Annotated in this window: 15 protein-coding genes; 10 read left to right on the top strand and 5 right to left on the bottom strand. The window is 43.1% G+C overall.

All coding sequences use genetic code 11. The features are described from left to right. Window positions 1-22: 22 nt before the first annotated feature. Both tmpT and msrA read right to left on the bottom strand, forming a co-directional pair. On the bottom strand, window positions 23-697 hold the full coding sequence (gene tmpT / locus I6E84_RS13405) for a thiopurine S-methyltransferase (protein WP_197218481.1): 675 nt from the start codon (window positions 695-697) through the stop codon (window positions 23-25). Between the two features lie 158 nt (window positions 698-855). Further along, window positions 856-1,377 carry a peptide-methionine (S)-S-oxide reductase MsrA gene (gene msrA, locus I6E84_RS13410; protein WP_197218482.1) on the bottom strand — a complete coding sequence of 174 codons (522 nt, stop codon included), beginning with the start codon at window positions 1,375-1,377 and terminating at the stop codon, window positions 856-858. Window positions 1,378-1,740: 363 nt separating this feature from the next. Between msrA and cmoA the strand changes: the two genes are divergently transcribed. From cmoA to I6E84_RS13430, 4 genes are all read left to right on the top strand, one after another. Beyond that, window positions 1,741-2,526 carry a carboxy-S-adenosyl-L-methionine synthase CmoA gene (gene cmoA / locus I6E84_RS13415; protein WP_197218484.1) on the top strand — a complete coding sequence of 262 codons (786 nt, stop codon included), beginning with the start codon at window positions 1,741-1,743 and terminating at the stop codon, window positions 2,524-2,526. A 160-nt stretch (window positions 2,527-2,686) separates the two neighbouring features. Then, window positions 2,687-4,045 (top strand): P-loop NTPase fold protein, encoded by a 1,359-nt coding sequence (locus I6E84_RS13420; protein ID WP_197218486.1) that lies wholly within the window; start codon window positions 2,687-2,689, stop codon window positions 4,043-4,045. A 185-nt stretch (window positions 4,046-4,230) separates the two neighbouring features. Continuing rightward, entirely contained in the window at window positions 4,231-5,319 is a 1,089-nt protein-coding gene (cmoB, locus tag I6E84_RS13425) for a tRNA 5-methoxyuridine(34)/uridine 5-oxyacetic acid(34) synthase CmoB (RefSeq protein ID WP_197218488.1), read from the top strand. 77 nt (window positions 5,320-5,396) lie between these two features. Beyond that, window positions 5,397-6,545, top strand: a complete 1,149-nt coding sequence (locus I6E84_RS13430; RefSeq protein WP_320158648.1) for a DUF1176 domain-containing protein — start codon at window positions 5,397-5,399, stop codon at window positions 6,543-6,545. Window positions 6,546-6,574: 29 nt separating this feature from the next. On the opposite strand, the gene I6E84_RS13435 is transcribed toward I6E84_RS13430, so the two are convergent. Then, window positions 6,575-6,793 (bottom strand): DUF2788 domain-containing protein, encoded by a 219-nt coding sequence (locus I6E84_RS13435; RefSeq protein ID WP_110924151.1) that lies wholly within the window; start codon window positions 6,791-6,793, stop codon window positions 6,575-6,577. A gap of 446 nt (window positions 6,794-7,239) precedes the next feature. Between I6E84_RS13435 and argS the strand changes: the two genes are divergently transcribed. From argS to I6E84_RS13450, 3 genes are all read left to right on the top strand, one after another. Beyond that, window positions 7,240-9,069: an arginine--tRNA ligase gene (gene argS / locus I6E84_RS13440; protein WP_197218490.1), complete on the top strand. Its 1,830-nt coding sequence runs from the start codon at window positions 7,240-7,242 to the stop codon at window positions 9,067-9,069. 126 nt (window positions 9,070-9,195) lie between these two features. Continuing rightward, window positions 9,196-9,999 carry an SPOR domain-containing protein gene (locus I6E84_RS13445; protein WP_197218492.1) on the top strand — a complete coding sequence of 268 codons (804 nt, stop codon included), beginning with the start codon at window positions 9,196-9,198 and terminating at the stop codon, window positions 9,997-9,999. 141 nt (window positions 10,000-10,140) lie between these two features. After that, window positions 10,141-11,235, top strand: coding sequence for a PTS transporter subunit IIC (locus I6E84_RS13450; protein ID WP_197218494.1), 1,095 nt, complete (start codon window positions 10,141-10,143; stop codon window positions 11,233-11,235). 221 nt (window positions 11,236-11,456) lie between these two features. On the opposite strand, the gene clpX is transcribed toward I6E84_RS13450, so the two are convergent. Further along, window positions 11,457-12,731, bottom strand: coding sequence for an ATP-dependent protease ATP-binding subunit ClpX (gene clpX, locus I6E84_RS13455; RefSeq protein ID WP_194198226.1), 1,275 nt, complete (start codon window positions 12,729-12,731; stop codon window positions 11,457-11,459). A 110-nt stretch (window positions 12,732-12,841) separates the two neighbouring features. After that, window positions 12,842-13,528 carry an ATP-dependent Clp endopeptidase proteolytic subunit ClpP gene (clpP, locus tag I6E84_RS13460; protein ID WP_413786953.1) on the bottom strand — a complete coding sequence of 229 codons (687 nt, stop codon included), beginning with the start codon at window positions 13,526-13,528 and terminating at the stop codon, window positions 12,842-12,844. 789 nt (window positions 13,529-14,317) lie between these two features. Here clpP and I6E84_RS13465 point away from each other — a divergent pair. The 3 genes from I6E84_RS13465 (at window position 14,318) to ureC (ending at window position 18,065) form a co-directional block, all read left to right on the top strand. Beyond that, window positions 14,318-15,376: an urease accessory protein UreD gene (locus I6E84_RS13465; RefSeq protein WP_197218496.1), complete on the top strand. Its 1,059-nt coding sequence runs from the start codon at window positions 14,318-14,320 to the stop codon at window positions 15,374-15,376. Between the two features lie 140 nt (window positions 15,377-15,516). Next, window positions 15,517-15,819: an urease subunit gamma gene (gene ureA / locus I6E84_RS13470; protein ID WP_197218497.1), complete on the top strand. Its 303-nt coding sequence runs from the start codon at window positions 15,517-15,519 to the stop codon at window positions 15,817-15,819. A gap of 56 nt (window positions 15,820-15,875) precedes the next feature. Beyond that, window positions 15,876-18,065 carry an urease subunit alpha gene (ureC, locus tag I6E84_RS13475; protein ID WP_197218498.1) on the top strand — a complete coding sequence of 730 codons (2,190 nt, stop codon included), beginning with the start codon at window positions 15,876-15,878 and terminating at the stop codon, window positions 18,063-18,065. Window positions 18,066-18,090: the final 25 nt, after the last annotated feature.

Below are 18,090 nucleotides of genomic sequence, written 5' to 3' on the forward strand. Positions count from 1 at the left end.
CTTAATCGCTGTGCTTAGCATTTTAGTTATTATTTAACAGCCAGACATGCTCTGTCACCGTCAACTCAGGTGTCGACCCTACAGAAGTAGGTTCGCTGGCGAGTTCGCTGATTTGATAATGCTGGCCATAATACTGTTGTATTTGTTTATCATTAATTGAGAAGGGTGGCCCGTTTCTTTTACTTTGATCATAATTGAGCGTTATTAATAGTTGCGGTGCATATCCTTTATCAGCAGTATCGCTAAGCTGTAGAACGTGCTCGCTATACTTCACACGCATATCGGCTGGCAAGGCAATCAATGCAGCTTTATCATATACGGCATCGATGGAACCAATATTTTCAGGCGTCAGTGCAAAAATATCAGCAACCCATAAAGTAATGGTTTGTCCCGACAACTGACCTCGATAATATTTGAGAGTGGGGCTAGTTGTATGCTCATGTACGGTGGGTACGATATTTTGTTCAGCAAAGAATGCTTGTACGGCTGTTTCTACTAATTCAACACCCACCACATCATAGCCTTGCGCTGCTAGCCAAACCATATCTATCGACTTGCCGCATAAAGGTACAAAGATACAGCCGCCAGTTGGCACGTTTAAATGGCTTAGGTATTTCATTAATAACGGGTTCACTACAGACTGATTAAAGCCAATGCGTTTCTCCTGCCAGCGTGTTTGCCAAAATTCTGGATTCATGATGTTAGCCTTTATTTTACGCTTGTTGCGATAGCGATTTAATGGATACTACTGACAACATTAAAAAGCCAAACGCTTGCAATATAGGCGTTTGGCTTTTATCAGATATGGCGCTAAGCATTTATTCTAAACACATAAATGCTGATGTAATTCACTATTTAGCTTACCATGTACTGACTGAATTCTTTACGTAGTTTCGCAAGCTTTGGCGGGATTGCAAAGTTGCAATAGCCTTGTCCTGGGTTTCTATTAAAGAAGTCTTGATGTGCTTCTTCAGCTTTATAAAAATCAACGGCAGGATGTACTTCAGTGACCACGCTGACACCCATATCACGCAATTTATTAATGGTACGGTCGACAGTTGGTTTTTGATTTTCATCAGTGTAAAACACGACGCTACGGTACTGGCTACCGACATCATTACCTTGACGATCCATCGTGGTGGGATCATGCGTCGCAAAGAAAGCATCTAAGATAACTTCTAACGGTACGATAGTGTCATCAAACTCGACTTTGATAACTTCAACGTGTCCTGTCGTTCCGCTACAAACATCTTCGTAATTGGCTGAGACGGCATCGCCGCCCATATAACCTGATACGACAGATTGCACGCCTTTTACTGATAAAAATATGGATTCGGTACACCAGAAGCAGCCACCGCCTAATATAATGGTTTGCATAATTTTTCCTATTATTATAGATATGAGTTAAGTGCTGTATTTGGTTGTGATGTTTTCATTTTTCAACGTTTCTTTTCAATGTCTCACTACCTTTAGCACTACTTAATCAGCTTAGCAGGCGAGCCAAACGCGATAAGTAACAAACAGTAATGTTATAATGGATTTTTGCTATAGGACATTCACTATAAACAAGTTACAGCGTTAACCTCGCTTGAAGTATTGCCTATACATCTGCACTTGGTTGCCTTGTACCTTTGTTGAATTGAATGACCTATACGTTGCTTTGTTCTCGCTTAATAATGACGAGCAAAATCGCCAAATATTTCCTAATGTAAGTTCTATTATCCAAAAACGAGTCGCACCATGAGCCAATCCAAGCCTACTATCAAACATGACACCCTATTTGACAAACCGTTTACTACACCGCTGGATAAAGCGTCGCGCTTTTCATTTGATGAGCAGGTAGTGGCTTGTTTCCCTGACATGATTCGCCGTAGTGTGCCTGGTTATGGTCAAGTGCTCGCGATGCTTCCTATCTTTGCCCGTCGTCATTGTAAGTATCGTCAACAAGGTGATAATGGACAACGTGTCAGCCGTATTTATGATTTGGGTTGCTCACTTGGCGGGGCTACGATGGCGCTGGCGGGCGAGTTTGAGCCGCAAGATTTGCAGATTAAGGCGATTGATATCTCACCGGCGATGACGACAGAGGCGACCACGCTGCTAAGTGAGAACTATCCTGAGCATGATATCGAAGTCATCACTGCTGACATTCGTGACGTGATGCTTGAGCCATGCGATATGGTGATTTTGAATTTAACGCTACAGTTTTTACCAGCTGCCGATAGAGTCGCGGTATTAGAGAAGATTTATGCGGCATTAAGTGAAGGCGGCATATTGGTACTGACTGAAAAAACCCACGCATTTGATGAGCAGTATGATGCATGGCTGGTTGAGCGTTATTACGACTTTAAACGTGCGAATGGCTATACCGAGATGGAAATCAGCGGCAAGCGCAATGCGTTAGAAAATGTCCTTATTACTGATACTTTAGACGAGCATCATGCACGATTGAGTGAAGTTGGTTTTAAGCGTCATCTGACATGGTTTCAGTTTTTGAACTTTGTGTCTATTGTGGCGTTTAAATAGGGTTGTTTGAATAAATAGTGGGAGCTTATCTCGCTTTTCGCTATTGTCTGAGTTTCACGTAATAATGTAAATAGACAGTTATTTTATCGGTGCGCTATGCGCGCCCTATTGCATCGTATATCTTTGCTAAGTTAGATTATAATTAATAAGGAGCGATAAAATGGATATGGACATTACGGCAAAAACATTCGATGGACAAGGTGGGCGTGATGAATTTCAACGTAAAAGTATCGCTGAAAAAGCTATTAAGCTCCTAAAGTCTGATATAGATATTTCACCAATGGTTATTGATGGTAGTTGGGGAACAGGTAAAACTGAGTTCTGTCATAAACTTATCAATTTAATGAAAGAAGGCAGTACGCACAATATAATTTATATCGATGCTTTTAAAGCTGATCACGTTGATGAGCCTTTGATGACTGTACTAGCAGAAATTATTAAAATCTTACCTGATGGCCCACGTAGAAAAGCTTTTATAAACAGAGTACTGCCAGCTGTACGGTACACCCTAAAAACAGTTGCTAAAGCTGGTGTTTCTCATCTTCTGAGACAAGATTTTGCTGATATTGCAAATGATTTTGATGAAGTAATTCAAAAAGCAGCTGATGATTCAATAGATAAAACAGCAGAGTTGATACTCAAAGATCATGTGGAGGCAGAAAAGAGTTTAAAAACATTACAAACTGCTCTAACTGCCATTGCATCTCAAGACCCTATTATTATATTTATCGATGAGCTTGATCGCTGTAGACCAAACTTCGCGGTCGATATGCTTGAGATAATCAAGCATACTTTTGATGTTGAAGGTGTTAGCTTCGTACTTGTTACTAATACTCAGCAGTTGAGAGCTTCTATAAACCATTGCTATGGTCAGGCAGTTGATGCACAACGCTACTTGGATAAATTTATAAAATTTAGGTTTGAATTATCTTCTCTTTCTAGTAGGGGTTATCAATCTCCTGTTTTAGCTGCTAAACAGCATTTTTTCAACCTAGCGTCAGAAAAAAAGTGTTTACCTGCTGATTATTTAAACGATAATTATTTTGAAGCAGCGATTGAGGATTTAGTTCGCTCTCGCAGTCTATCTCTTAGAGAAATAGAGACATTGATTTTACATATACAAATTGCACAGACTCTATCTGAATCAGCAATATTTGCTGAACGACAATATTTAGGTTATAAGCTGCTCCGATTAATTGGTATCTTATTAGTATGTTATAGACCAGAGCTATTAGATCAGGTTAATAAAGGGATTATTGATGCCAAGTTATTGGGTGAATTTCTAGGAGTTAAAAAGCTCCCTACTTTTGAGCCAGGTGTAGGTGCACCAAAACCCTTCAAAGTAATTATGTTTATTATAGCTAAGGGTTGTACTGAAAATGCTGAGTGGTATAAGCCATCGGAGGGAAAAAAAGAACTTTGGGACTCATATGAGAGTAGTTTTATGGGGAATTTTCCAGTTCCTCACAAAGCAATAAATGAAATTATAAAAACAGCAAATATAATGGCGTTCGAATAATATATAAGTTTAAACACTAGGATTGGGTAATAACGAAACGTAAACTGAGTTATTAAAGATAGATAACCTATGCCCCGCATATTTCACCACCTCTGAAGAATTCATATGTTGAGGTGCCTTTTCTTTTATTTTAACTCTTTTAATTTTATTCATTTAAATAATAATCAACACGGTAATCTGCTTTTATGCTCAACGAAACTATCATCAACGCCGAACGTGAACTGTATTTAACTTTGCTAGAGCTGGCACAGCAGCAGCCGATCGCTTATGAGTGGCTTAAGCAATTACCAACATGGCTAAATACTATCAAAGACAAAGCCAATTATGCGCACGCGCCTGCCTACCAAGCGTCAGTCGCTCGCTTGCCAACACTAACCGTCAATAATGTCGATCTAAACAGTGATACCTTGACGATTGATGCCAGTCTTAATGAGTCTGAGCGTAAACAAGCAATGGCACTGTTAAAGCAGCTGATGCCATGGCGCAAAGGGCCATTTCAGATCGGCGGTCAAATCGGCGGTCAAATCGGCAGTCAGATTGGCGATGATGAATCAGGTATTAAGATTGATACCGAGTGGCACAGTGATTGGAAGTGGCAGCGAGTTGCGCCGCATTTGGGTAGTTTAGAAGGTCGCCGCGTGTTAGATGTAGGCGGTGGCTCTGGTTATCACGGCTGGCGTATGGCAGGGGCAGGGGCGGATACGGTCATTATCATTGATCCGTCATGCTTGTTTTATCATCAGTTTATGGCAATTCGTCATTTCGTTGGCGCAGCAGATGCTCATACTTATACTCATGCTAAGGACAGGGGCCGCTACCGTACACATTATATCCCTGTACCGCTGGAAGCCTTGCCTGCACACAGCCAGTTGTTTGACACCGTATTTAGTATGGGCGTGCTTTATCATCGCCAGTCACCTTTTGAGCATTTACAGCAGCTCAGAGGTCAGTTGGTCAAAGGTGGTGAGCTAGTGCTTGAGACGTTAGTTGTTGAAGGCGATGCCAATACCGTACTAGTGCCACACGACCGTTATGCGCAGATGAATAACGTGTACTTTTTGCCATCAGTCGCAGCATTAATTGGTTGGTTAGAAAAAGCTAGATTCTCAGACGTACGCTGCGTCGATGTGGCCGTGACATCGACGGAAGAGCAGCGTAAAACGGAATGGATGACTTATCATTCGTTAGCAGACTTCTTGGATCCTAATGACTCGACTAAAACCATGGAAGGGTATCCTGCGCCGATGCGCGCGACATTAATTGCCAAAAGATAGTTTTTTAGGGTAGCAGGGCCAACGTCAGTCAATATAAATAGTTGCTATAAGAGACCCTAACACAAGGAAGAAGAATTGTGAAAATAGTAATGGCTTTGATGACGCTCAGTTTGTTTTCGCTACCCGCTGTGGCGTCAGATGCGTATGGTGATCCATTTGAAGGCTGGGGTTTTGTCAAAGATGATTGGCAAGTGGTTTGCGACAACACTTTGACCTGCCGAGCAGCGGGTTACGCTGAAGAAAGTGCTAATAGCGATCCAGTATCGATATTAATGGTTGTAGAGCCGAAGAAAGCTTTGCCAAAAGTATATGTAGACTTTATATATTCAGATGATGAGTTTTACCAGTCATCATCTGATGATAGTTTGAATACTGGTAATGAATCTAGCCATACCGAGTTATGGCTAAATGACAAAAGTTACGGCGCTATCAATAGTAGAAGTGATGATGATTCTAGGCATATGCTAGATGAAAATCAAACCAAGCAATTGCTTCGTCACGCTCGCCTGAATACAAAAATAGAAGTAAGAGTAGGTCGTGATCGCTGGACGATTAGTGACAAAGGTATGGGAGCGGTGTTGCTTAAACTTGATGAAGTACAAGGCAGAGTGGGTACGTCAATAGCATTGGTGAGTAAGAATCATGCTAGTAAGCAAACACCAAAATCTGCTAAGCCAACACCTGTGATAAAAAAAGCATTCGCTTATTCAGAAAAAGACAATAAACAGTTAAATGCTTTAAGGTTGGCTTATTTTCAGAAAAATATTAATACGTGGGTAGATATCAACTCTGAGCAGTTAATAGGTTCGGAGGATGTGATGGGAGATTGTGAGCTTATAAATCCTAAAAGTGACACTTCTATAAATTTTGCAAAATATGCTGGCGACAGCTCTGGTTGGGAGTTTATCCCTATTGATGCTACTCATACTTTAGCTGTCCATAGCTGTTGGATGGGTGCTTACAACGCAGCTAGTGGATATTGGCTTATAGATAATGCAAAACCTCGTAACCCTCAGCTAATTACCACCGCAGGCAATGATTATTCTGATGGTGAGATTTGGGCAGTACATAAAGATCGAGGATTGGGTGACTGCTGGAATCGTTTAGTTTGGGTTTGGGATGGTCAAACTTTTGCCAAATCAGAAGATTCTAGCTCAGGAATGTGCCGAGGTTTTGCTGGTGGCGCATGGGATTTACCAACCTATGTCAGCGAAGTTATAGAATAGGCAAGGTTATACAAAGTGACTAACGCCGATTAGATTAACCACTTTTTAAAGGCAACTTCCATGATAATCTTGATAATGAAGCCAACACAGCCTGCACCAAGCGCTACGAAAATCCAAAATGTACCGGCGCGTCCAGCTTGAGATTCTTTAGAGATATCCCACATAATAAAAAACAAGAAAGCAATAAAGATTGGCAATAAAAGGTACAATCCCCAACTAGTGACAGTACTGGCAGCAATAGCAAACATGGCATGATCCTATAAGAAAATAGTAACGCCTCTTTTATATCTGAGAAGAGTCGTACAAACCATTATTATAACGTGGAAGCAGTCAGGTATAAACGACTGCCCAGTATCGAGCAACAGTAACGCTACAATCAATAGGGCTGATATTTATTGAATAGCTACTTTTATACTGCTTTATCATGATTTATAGGCAGTAAGTACGTAAAGTACGTCTGTCACCTATCTCAACTATTAGAGTTGACTGTCTTAACCGTAAGATTTTAGTACTAATTTCGGTGCAAATGGTGCAATAAAGCGCAAAGATTGTTATATTTACAGGTTACTTATCTTTTTGTATTATTTTATCCCCTGCAATGTCGGTCGCTATTATAATAAGCAGTTATTGACTGCTTGCACTCGTCACATTTTCACATCGTTTTTGTTGTTTATTTAATTGAGTTCAAATCCCTATGTCACAAGCCCAAATTGATACACTTGCATCACTATTCAACGATGCTATTCAGACCTTGCAAGCCGACGGCACACTGCCTACTGACTGGCAAAACAATAGCCAAATCACCCGTACTAAAGACCTTAGTCATGGTGATTTTGCCAGTAATATCGCGCTGACTGCTGCCAAAGCTGCCAAGGCCAACCCACGCCAGCTTGCCGAAAAAATCGTCAACGCGCTACCTGAAAACCAAGACATACGCCAAGTAGAAATCGCAGGGCCAGGGTTTATCAATGTCTTTTTAAACGCTGAAGCCAAATTTGCGGTATTGGACGATATTTTTACCTTACAAGACCGTTTTGGTTTAAGCGATCAGTTTGAAGGGCAAAAAATCCAAGTTGAGTTTGTCTCTGCTAATCCAACGTCTAGCTTGCATGTCGGTCATGGCCGCGGCGCTGCATTTGGCATGAGCGTATCAAACTTACTAGAAGCGATTGGTTATGACGTCACGCGTGAATATTATGTCAATGACGCTGGCCGTCAAATGGATATTCTAGCGACCAGTACGTATTTGCGTTATTTAGAAGCCAATGGCGAGCAAGTTACCTTTCCTGTCAATGCTTACCAAGGCGACTATGTCAGTGATATTGCCCAAACGGTCAAGTCACAACATGCTGATAGCTACGTGCATAGTTTTGCAAATATTGCCAAAGAAGTGCCTGCCGATGCTAAGTTTGAGATAAATGCAGACGGCGAAAAAGTTCTATTGTCAGGCGACAAAGAAGCGCATATCGATGGGCTAATTGCCAATAGTAAAGCATTGCTTGGTGATGGCTATGAGCTGTTTTTAAATGCAGCATTGAGCAGTATTTTGGCGGATATCAAAGACGACTTAAATGATTTTGGCGTGAGCTATGAGTGCTGGTTTAGCGAGCGCTCTATCGATAGCGAGATTGAGCCTGTTCTACAAATACTCGATGACAAAGGTTACTTGTACGAAAAAGACGGCAACATTTGGTTTAAATCGACTGACTTCGGTGATGAAAAAGACCGTGTGGTACGCCGTGCCAATGGTCAGTCAACGTATTTTGCCTCTGACATTGCTTATCATAAGAATAAATTTGATCGTGGTTTTGACAAAGTCATTAACGTGTGGGGCGCAGATCATCATGGTTATGTCCCACGTGTAAAAGCCGCGTTAACTGCACTGGGTATCGATGCCGAACGTTTAGACGTGGTGCTTGTACAATTTGTGGCACTATGGCGCGGTTCTGAAAAAGTACAAATGTCATCGCGTTCTGGTCAGTTTGTGACTCTGCGTGAGCTGCGTGCCGAAGTTGGCAATGACGCTGCGAGATTCTATTATGTAGCACGTAAGCCTGAAGTGCATATTGATTTTGATTTAGAACTTGCCAAATCACAAAGCAAAGACAATTTGGTGCACTATATTCAATATGCGCATGCACGTGTGTGCCGAGTATTAGAGAATTTGCAAAATAGTGGGCTTACAGTAGATGATGCGGTTGGTTTGGCGCATCAAGAATTGCTTAATGCGTCCCATGAAGATGAGTTGATTAAGCTATTGGCAGGCTATCCAGCAACCCTCATGCGTGCCGCGACTGGCTATGAGCCACATATATTGACCAATTATTTAAAAGATTTGGCCGCATTGTTCCACGGCTGGTATGACAGCAATCGTATCTTGCCGATGAGTTTGACCTCTGGTGGCACGCCAAGTGCTGACGAGCTGGACTTAATGCAAGCCCGTCTGCGTTTGTCTAAAGCCGTGCGACAGGTCTTGTCTAATGGGCTTGGTTTGTTAGGATTGTCTGCACCGTCTAGCATGTAGTCGCTTGCTCATAAGTAGTCAGCTTCTAACATGCAGTAACTTTATAATATGTAGTATTATGAGTATAGACGATTGATAACAATAATGTGATTATGATAGATAGATTCAGTAGGGAGAACCAGATCCATGCTAGCCAAAAAACCTAAAGGTGCGACTGAAAAGCGCAAAACAAGTAGCGTATCAGGCTTGTTATGGATGTTTGTCGGAGCAGTACTGACACTGATGATCGGTGTGTTTATATACCTCTCACCATTATTTAATTTCAGTCCTGCTGATAGCAGTGCCGACAATGACCCTGATCGTCAGGTACAGCCGCGAGTCGAGACTGATACCGATAATGGCGATTATGAGTTTTATGATATTTTACCCAATCAAGAGATGGCGACCATCCCTGATGAAGATTTTGGTGAAATAAACAATGATCGTATCGGTGGTATCGAAGCCTTTGAGCCTGATATCGTGGTCACTCAGCCGAATGGTGCTTCAGCGACCAGCAGTGAAGACACTGGCAATGTTGGCATTACTGAAAACACCGTGATCGAACCTAGCCGTGGCAATGCTGCTAGTGATGATATCGTGATCGTTGAAGAAGATGCGACCTATGATGGCTCAGCACCGACCAATAGCACCAGTAGTGCAACCAATCGAGCAAGTGGTGCAGGTACTGCCAGTGTTCAAGCTGCCAAGCCTGCTGCGACTTACATTTTGCAGATAAATAGCTTTGGTGATGCAGATGAAGCGGATCGTCGCCGTGCACAGGTACTGATGGCTGGTGTCGATGCTAGAGTCGCCAAGAATACAACGGGCAATGGTGAGCCCATCTATCAAGTGATCTCACGGCCGATGAGTAATCGTCAAGCAGTAACGACTGCTCAGCAGCGCTTACAGAATAATGGTATTGACTCCATCATCGTTGAGCAGCGCCGTTAGATTTAGTTGCTGTAGAAATCTTAATGGTTTATTTATAAAAAAGCGTCGTAATGACGCTTTTTTTGTCTCTTATTTTTAGTAACGCTATTTTACTTTGTGGTTTTATTATATCTTATCATTACTTCCTCAACGAGTATGGCTATGACTGTATCGGACTCAACACCTGCATCTACTGGCGTCATTAAATCCTTTTTTCAGAAGTATTTTATCGATGCTTTTACTGGTATGGCTTTAGGTCTCTTTGTCACATTGATAGCGGGCCTTATCATTTCACAAATTGGTGGCTGGCTAGATCTGCCTGCGTTGGTTGCAGTTGGTAAGCTAGCATCGATATTGATGGGGGCTGGTATCGGCGTGGGCATTGCCTATTATCTTAAAGCGCCAACGCTAGTCATGCTAAGTTGCTTGGTCGCAGGTATGCTGGGCGCACATTCTGAAGCTTTGATGGCAGGTACACTTTTTACCCCGCAAGTAGGCGGGCCTGCGACTTTTGTGGCATTGCCTGGTAATCCGATAGGGGCATATTTAACCTCGGTATTTGCTTATCGTGCTGGTACTTGGGTCGCTGGCAAGACTAAGCTGGATATTTTGTTAATTCCTTTATTGGTCTGTGCCGTCGCATTAGCCGTTTGTGCGCTACTGAATCCACCTATCGTTGCTGCGGTCGCTGCTATTGGTCAAGGTATCCAAGCAGCTACTGAGTTACAGCCTCTATTAATGGGTATTGTCATCGCAGTCGTGGTCGGTATCTTGCTGACAATGCCCACTTCAAGCGCGGCTATTTGTATTGCTATTGGGCTGGGCGGTGTGGCTGGCGGTGCGGCAGTAGTCGGCTGTGCAGCACATATGATTGGCTTTGCGGTTGCCAGTTTCAAAGACAACGGTGTAAGTGGTGTGATATCTCAGGGGTTGGGCACTAGTATGTTGCAAATCCCTAATGTCCTAAAAAAGCCACTGATTCTACTGCCCGCCGTTATCGCCAGTGCTATCGTTGGACCTATCGCAACCGTCGGGTTCGGGCTTGCCTGTACTGCTACAGGGGCAGGTATGGGTACTGCTGGTTTAGTCGGTGTGTTTGGGGTCATTGAAGCGTCACAAGAAATTATGAGCACAGGTCAGCTATGGACAGCAATTATTTTATTGATGTTTGTATTACCTGCTGTCATTGCTGGCATGGTTGCTTACATGATGCGCCGTATGGGTTGGTTGTTAGATGGTGATATGAAGTTGCCTTAATATTAATATAGTCCAACCCATATCAATCCGCTACATCGTCATCCTCGCTAAGCATGCTAATGTATCATTTGCAGTCGGCTGCCTTGTACTCGTTTTAGACTTCTTTGACGATAGCGATGGGTTAAAAGACTTATAAAAAAAGCGTCTAGTAAACTTTGCTAGACGCTTTTTTGTTGTAATCACTTATTAATCATAATTAGTGATGTTAACGGCACGATAAATTAAGAGATTTCAGGCGTTTTACCTTCATTGATGACGTCTGCATCAACCATAACTGTCTTTGCGTTTTCCATAGAAGGCAGCTCATACATGGTTTCAAGCAATGCATTCTCTACGATAGAACGTAGACCACGGGCACCCGTTTTACGTTCCATGGCTTTTTTGGCGATGGCATCAAGTGCTTCTTGCGTAAAGTTAATCTCAGCACCTTCCATATCGAACAAATATTTATACTGTTTTACCAGTGCGTTCTTAGGTTCAGTCAGGATTTGTACCAATGCTTCTTCATCAAGCTCTTGTAGTGCAGCAAGTACAGGCAGACGACCAATCAGCTCAGGGATCAGACCAAACTTGATCAAATCTTCTGGCTCAACTTGCTGTAGCAAATCTGAGCTGCGACGGCTATCGTCTTTTGAGCTGACATCCGCGTTGAAGCCGATACCGCCTTTTTCAGTACGTTGCTGAATGACAGCATCAAGACCAGCAAACGCACCACCAACGATGATAAGGATGTTGCTGGTGTCGACTTGAATCAGCTCTTGTTGTGGATGCTTGCGACCACCATGCGGCGGAATAGCAGCCACAGTGCCTTCGATAAGCTTTAGCAATGCTTGCTGAACGCCTTCGCCTGACACATCACGGGTAATCGATGGGTTATCACCCTTTTTACTGATTTTGTCAATCTCATCGATATAGATGATGCCTTGCTCAGCTTTGGCCACATCATAGTCAGATGCTTGGAGTAGCTTCTGCACGATGTTTTCAACGTCTTCACCGACATAACCTGCTTCAGTCAAGGTCGTGGCATCAGCCATGGCAAACGGCACATCAAGCAGACGCGCTAAGGTTTGTGCCAGTAATGTCTTACCTGAGCCTGTTGGGCCTATGAGCAAGATGTTACTTTTAGCCAGTTCAACCATGGCATCATCAGCACCAATCTTAGATTTTTTACTGTCATTGGCCAGTGTTTGGCTAACTTTTAAACGCTTATAATGGTTATAAACGGCAACTGCCAATGCTTTCTTAGCAGCGTCTTGACCGATGACATATTCATCAAGCTTGGCACGCAGCTCTTTTGGCGTTGGTAGCTTTTTATTGACCCAAGAGGTATCGATTTCGCTGTCATCATCGCCGTCTTCGGCACTGTCAGCGATTAGATCGGTACATAGCTCAATGCATTCATTACAGATATTGGCATCATCAGCGGCAATCAGCTGCTGCACATCGCTTTTGGCTTTGCCACAAAACGAGCACTGCGGGGTATTGTCTTCTGCCATAAAAGGCGCTCCTAAAATTTTAAAACTTACAAATATTTTGATTGTTTGCATCAATGCCAAAACGCATCGCGCTCAGACAATTGATGCTTATCAAGGCTGTTATATGCTAATTATAAAGAAGTAGGGCGGCGCTCTAATACTTCGTCAACCAAACCATATTCTTTTGCTTCGTCTGCATCCAACCAATAATCACGCTCAACGTCTTTTTCGATTTTTTCTACTGGCTGACCAGTACGCTCAGCCAATATTTTGTTCAAACGTGCACGAGTTTTTAAGATTTCACGAGCATTAATTTCGATATCTGTTGCTTGACCTTGCGCGCCACCTGAAGGCTGATGAATCATGACGCGAGCATTCGCAAGTGAATAACGCTTGCCTTTTTGGCCAGCTGCCAACAAGAATGAACCCATGCTGTAAGCACCGCCCATACAGATGGTTGATACTTCAGGCTTGATGAAATTCATCGTGTCAAAAATCGCCAAACCAGCACTCACTGAACCGCCTGGTGAGTTGATATATAGATGGATATCTTTATCAGGGTTTTCAGCCTCTAAGAATAGTAACTGTGCGACGATGAGATTGGCCATATTGTCTTCGACTTGACCAGTCAAAAAGATAACGCGCTCACGTAATAGACGTGAAAAAATATCAAACGAGCGTTCACCGCGTGATGACTGTTCAACCACCATCGGTACTAATGCAGCTTGAGGTGCACTTTGGGTATATTGCATGTCGTTGTGCGCACTCATCAGCATATCAAAATGCGGGTTGGCAGTGATGCGTTCATAATCTGTCATAAAGATGTCCTGTTTATAAGTACATAAAATAAAGGGATTGGGATTAGCGAACGGTTAAGATTTTATGGGTGCTTATCATGATAAATACTACCGCTTGTTGTTAACACTGACTAGATGCAATGGTACGATCTAGATGTCGCTAAAAATAATTGAGCTAATGGTAACTTTTTTATCGTGGCAATAGTAACTTTTTAATGTGAAAAATAATAAATGACTCCCTATTAATAAGGTGTGTGTATACATTTATCAAGGGGCTTGCCTAGAAACCCTCCATAAAGATAGCAGACAGGCTACCTCTGTATGGATTACAGGTGTCTCATTATTTATGAATATGGTGCTACATTAAAAAGAAATATGATGATAAAAAATGGTGCATTTATGATAGTAAATTGTACAATTTTGGTGCAAATTAGAGCCTGCCAAAAAAATAAAAATGATTGATATCTATTTGAGACATCGTGAAAATGAGGTGGACAATATAACCAAAAATTTCAGTGTTCAAAAACCAAGCAATATCATTCATTTGCATAGTATTGACTGCTTGCTCTGATAGCCAGTGTCAGTAAGTTGGCATAATGATTGTATATATGGAGTGACGTCGTTGCTGGATGTAGCCAGCTGCATAAGCTTTTGGCATTTTGACTGTTGGCATCGTTGCTTTCTCTTTTATAGTGGAATGACTATACCACCGGGTTTTGTCTGATCGGCTTAATGCTCGACCTCTTAGCATCACAATCGTGTGTTATATTTGATGTTCAACACGCCCTAATTAGTAGATGAGTATATGAAATGAGCTGGGCCTCTTCTTTAGCTTTAGATTTTGACACCGTAAAACGCACGAATACTATCAAAGGTATAGCCACAGCTGAGTCAAAAACTCGGCTTTATCATCGTAAGCATACAGGCGCCTTGATGGTACAGCGTGCTCTGTATCCTGAGCCGCGTGTGCAGCAGGGTATTTGTCATATATTGATGCTATATCCTCCAGCGGGTATCGCAGGTGGTGATACGCTGACCATAAACCTGCGTTTAGATAACGATAGTCATGCTGTCATTACGACACCAGGGGCGGGTAAATGGTATGGCAAAGACAGTGTCAGCCAAAAGAGCAAAACCTTAGTTGACCAATCAGCTAACACCGCAGTAGAAGTGAATACTGCTATAGATAACAACGATATAGCTCAAAGTGACATGGCTAAATACGCTAGCCAAAAGGTATACGCCACATTAGACACAAATGCTCGCCTAGAATGGTTGCCGCAAGAGAGTATTATTTATAACGAAGCCAATATGCATGCGACGAGTCGTTTTGATTTAACGGACTCATCTAGCTTACTGACGTGGGAGATTAGCGTTTTTGGGCGGCAGGCATATGATGAGCAGTTTTTGCAAGGGCATTATCATACAGGGCTGAATATCTACCGAGAAGGTAAAGTCATCGTTGCTGAACGTGTGGCCCAGTCTGCCCAAAGTCGCTGGTTCACATCGCGTTTAGGGCTAGCAGGACAGCATATCTATGGGTCGTTTTGGGCTGTGCCGAACTTAAATGACGTATACAAAAATCCAATGGCCCTGACATCAAAAATAGAAAAATCAACCGCGACTGCGCAAGCGACGACCAAGCAAGCATTAACCCGTTATTTGGACAGTACGATAATGACTTTGCGGCAAGCAATCGCCGAAGCGGGGCTACCTGTCTATTGCACCCACAATTATCAAGCGATTAATATCCGCTATATTGGCACAGATGTGCGTGGCTGTTTTGAGGCGTTCTATCAGCTTAGAGAAGTGTTACGTGAGCACTGGTGGCAACTTGAGCCATGTCGTCCACGGATTTGGGATACGTGATTTTTGAGTAGATACTACTTAATTTGTTATGACATTAATCTGCTAAAAAAAGACACAATCGCTATTTTGGCTAAGGTACTAAACGTTTGAAGTACACTAATCTGTGACACAGAACATTATAAATACAATAAGGAAGCTCCATGCATTTGACCCCGACAGAGAAAGACAAGCTCATGCTATTCACGGCTGGCATGGTGGCTGAACGCCGTAAAAACCGAGGTGTTAAGCTTAACTATCCCGAAGCCATTGCTTATATCAGCATGCTACTGATGGAGGGTGCTAGAGATGGCAAAAGAGTGGCTGAATTAATGAGTGAAGGCGCTACCTATCTGTCTGTTGATGATGTGATGGATGGTGTGGCAGAGATGGTGGATGAAGTACAAATCGAGGCGACCTTTCCTGACGGCACCAAACTGGTCACGGTACATCATCCTATCGTGTAAGGCTGTATACCAATGTTATAGCACTGAAATGCTCACTATAAAATAAGGCGACTCTTATGCAAGCAGGCGAATACCATATCCAAGATGGCGATATCATCTTAAACCAAGGACGGCAGGTACAGACCATCAGTGTCGCTAATACGGGCGATCGCCCCATCCAAATAGGCTCACATTATCACTTCTATGAGGTCAATGATGCCTTGAGTTTCGAGAGAGAGCAGACGCGTGGCTATCGCCTGAATATTATCCCTGGTACAGCAGTACGCTTTGAGCCGGGGCAGTCACGTGAAGTGGAGTTGGTAGCATACGCTGGCAAGCAGGAAGTTTATGGCTTTGCTGGGCGTGTGATGGGCGCCGCGAGCTCAGACACAGCATCAGATAACAGAGATACTGAAAACCCGCCAGTTACCTCGCAGAAAAAAGTGAGTCGGCATATTTATGCTGAGCATTTTGGTCCGACAACAGGTGACAAGGTTCGCCTAGCCGACACCGAATTATGGTTACAGGTTGAGGCTGATTTAACGAGCCAATTGAGTACCGATAACGATCAAGTAGCGGTACTAGAGGGTGGTGCACGTGCTAGCAAACCTATTGAGATAAAAGGCGAAGAAGTTAAATTTGGTGGCGGTAAAGTCATCCGTGATGGTATGGGGCAAGGGCAGTTATTGGGTGCTGACGTTGCCGATACGGTCATTACCAATGCGTTGGTCATGGATTATACGGGCATCTACAAAGCAGATATCGGCATTAAGGATGGTCGAATTAGCGGCATTGGCAAAGCGGGCAACCCTGATATCCAGCCTGCCATCGATATTGCGATTGGCGGTGCTACCGAAATCATTTCTGGTGAAGGCAAAATCCTGACAGCAGGCGGTGTCGATAGCCATATTCATTTTATTGCACCACAGCAGTGTGAGACAGCGCTTATGTCAGGCGTGACCACAATGCTTGGTGGTGGTACAGGGCCTGCACAGGGTACGCTCGCGACTACCTGTACACCAGGGGCTTATCATATTGCTTCAATGCTAAAATCTACCGATAGTATTCCTATGAATATCGGATTACTGGGCAAAGGAAATGTGAGTGTACCAGAACCTATTGCAGAACAAATCGAAGCAGGTGCCGTAGGGCTAAAGCTACATGAAGATTGGGGTACTACTCCGCAAGCCATTGATAACTGTTTGAGTGTCGCTGAAGAGTATGATGTGCAAGTGGCGATCCATACCGATACTTTAAATGAAAGTGGTTATCTCGAGAGTACACTAGCAGCGTTCAAGAATCGCTGTATTCATACTTTCCATACCGAAGGCGCGGGCGGTGGCCATGCTCCTGATATTCTTAAGGCTATTGGCGAATCACATGTTTTGCCGTCATCTACTAATCCAACGCGCCCTTATACCGTCAATACTATTGATGAGCATCTCGATATGCTGATGGTCTGTCATCATTTGAGCCCTGCTATCGCTGAAGATGTGGCCTTTGCAGAAAGCCGTATTCGTCAAGAGACGATTGCCGCAGAAGATATCTTGCATGATTTAGGCGCGATTTCGATGATGAGTAGTGACTCGCAAGCCATGGGTCGAGTAGGTGAAGTGGTTATTCGTACTTGGCAAACGGCGCATAAAATGAAAGTCCAACGTGGGCATCTCGCTCCAGATGCGACAGCAGATATAGAGCATCAAGACCAGCGTATCACTTTGACAGACTATGACCAAAGCGTGGACAACGATAATTTTCGTATCAAACGCTATATCGCAAAATACACCATCAACCCTGCGATTACTCATGGTATTAGCGAGATGGTTGGCTCAATTGAAGTGGGGAAATGGGCAGATATGGTGTTATGGTCGCCCAAGTTTTTTGGGGTAAAGCCTGAATGTATCATCAAAGGCGGACTTATCGCTGCTGTGCCGATGGGCGATATTAATGCCTCTATTCCCACCCCGCAGCCCGTACATTATCGTCCTATGTTTGCCACATATCCAAAATCCATTGCTCAAACCAGTATCACCTTTATGTCGCAAGCAGCTATCGAAAAACAAGTGGATAAGCAGCTAGGATTGACCAAAGTCATTCAGCCAGTACATGGCATTCGTCATATCCGTAAAAGCGACATGCGCTTCAATAGTTACTGCCCTGATATGGATATTAACCCTGAGACTTATGAAGTACGTGCTGATGGCGAGATGCTAACTTGCGAGCCTGCTGACATATTGCCCATGGCGCAGCGTTACTTTTTATTCTAAGCACTTTTTATTCTAAACACCTTGT

This window comes from Psychrobacter sp. SCQQ22 (genome assembly GCF_015864605.1).
GTDB lineage: Bacteria > Pseudomonadota > Gammaproteobacteria > Pseudomonadales > Moraxellaceae > Psychrobacter > Psychrobacter fozii.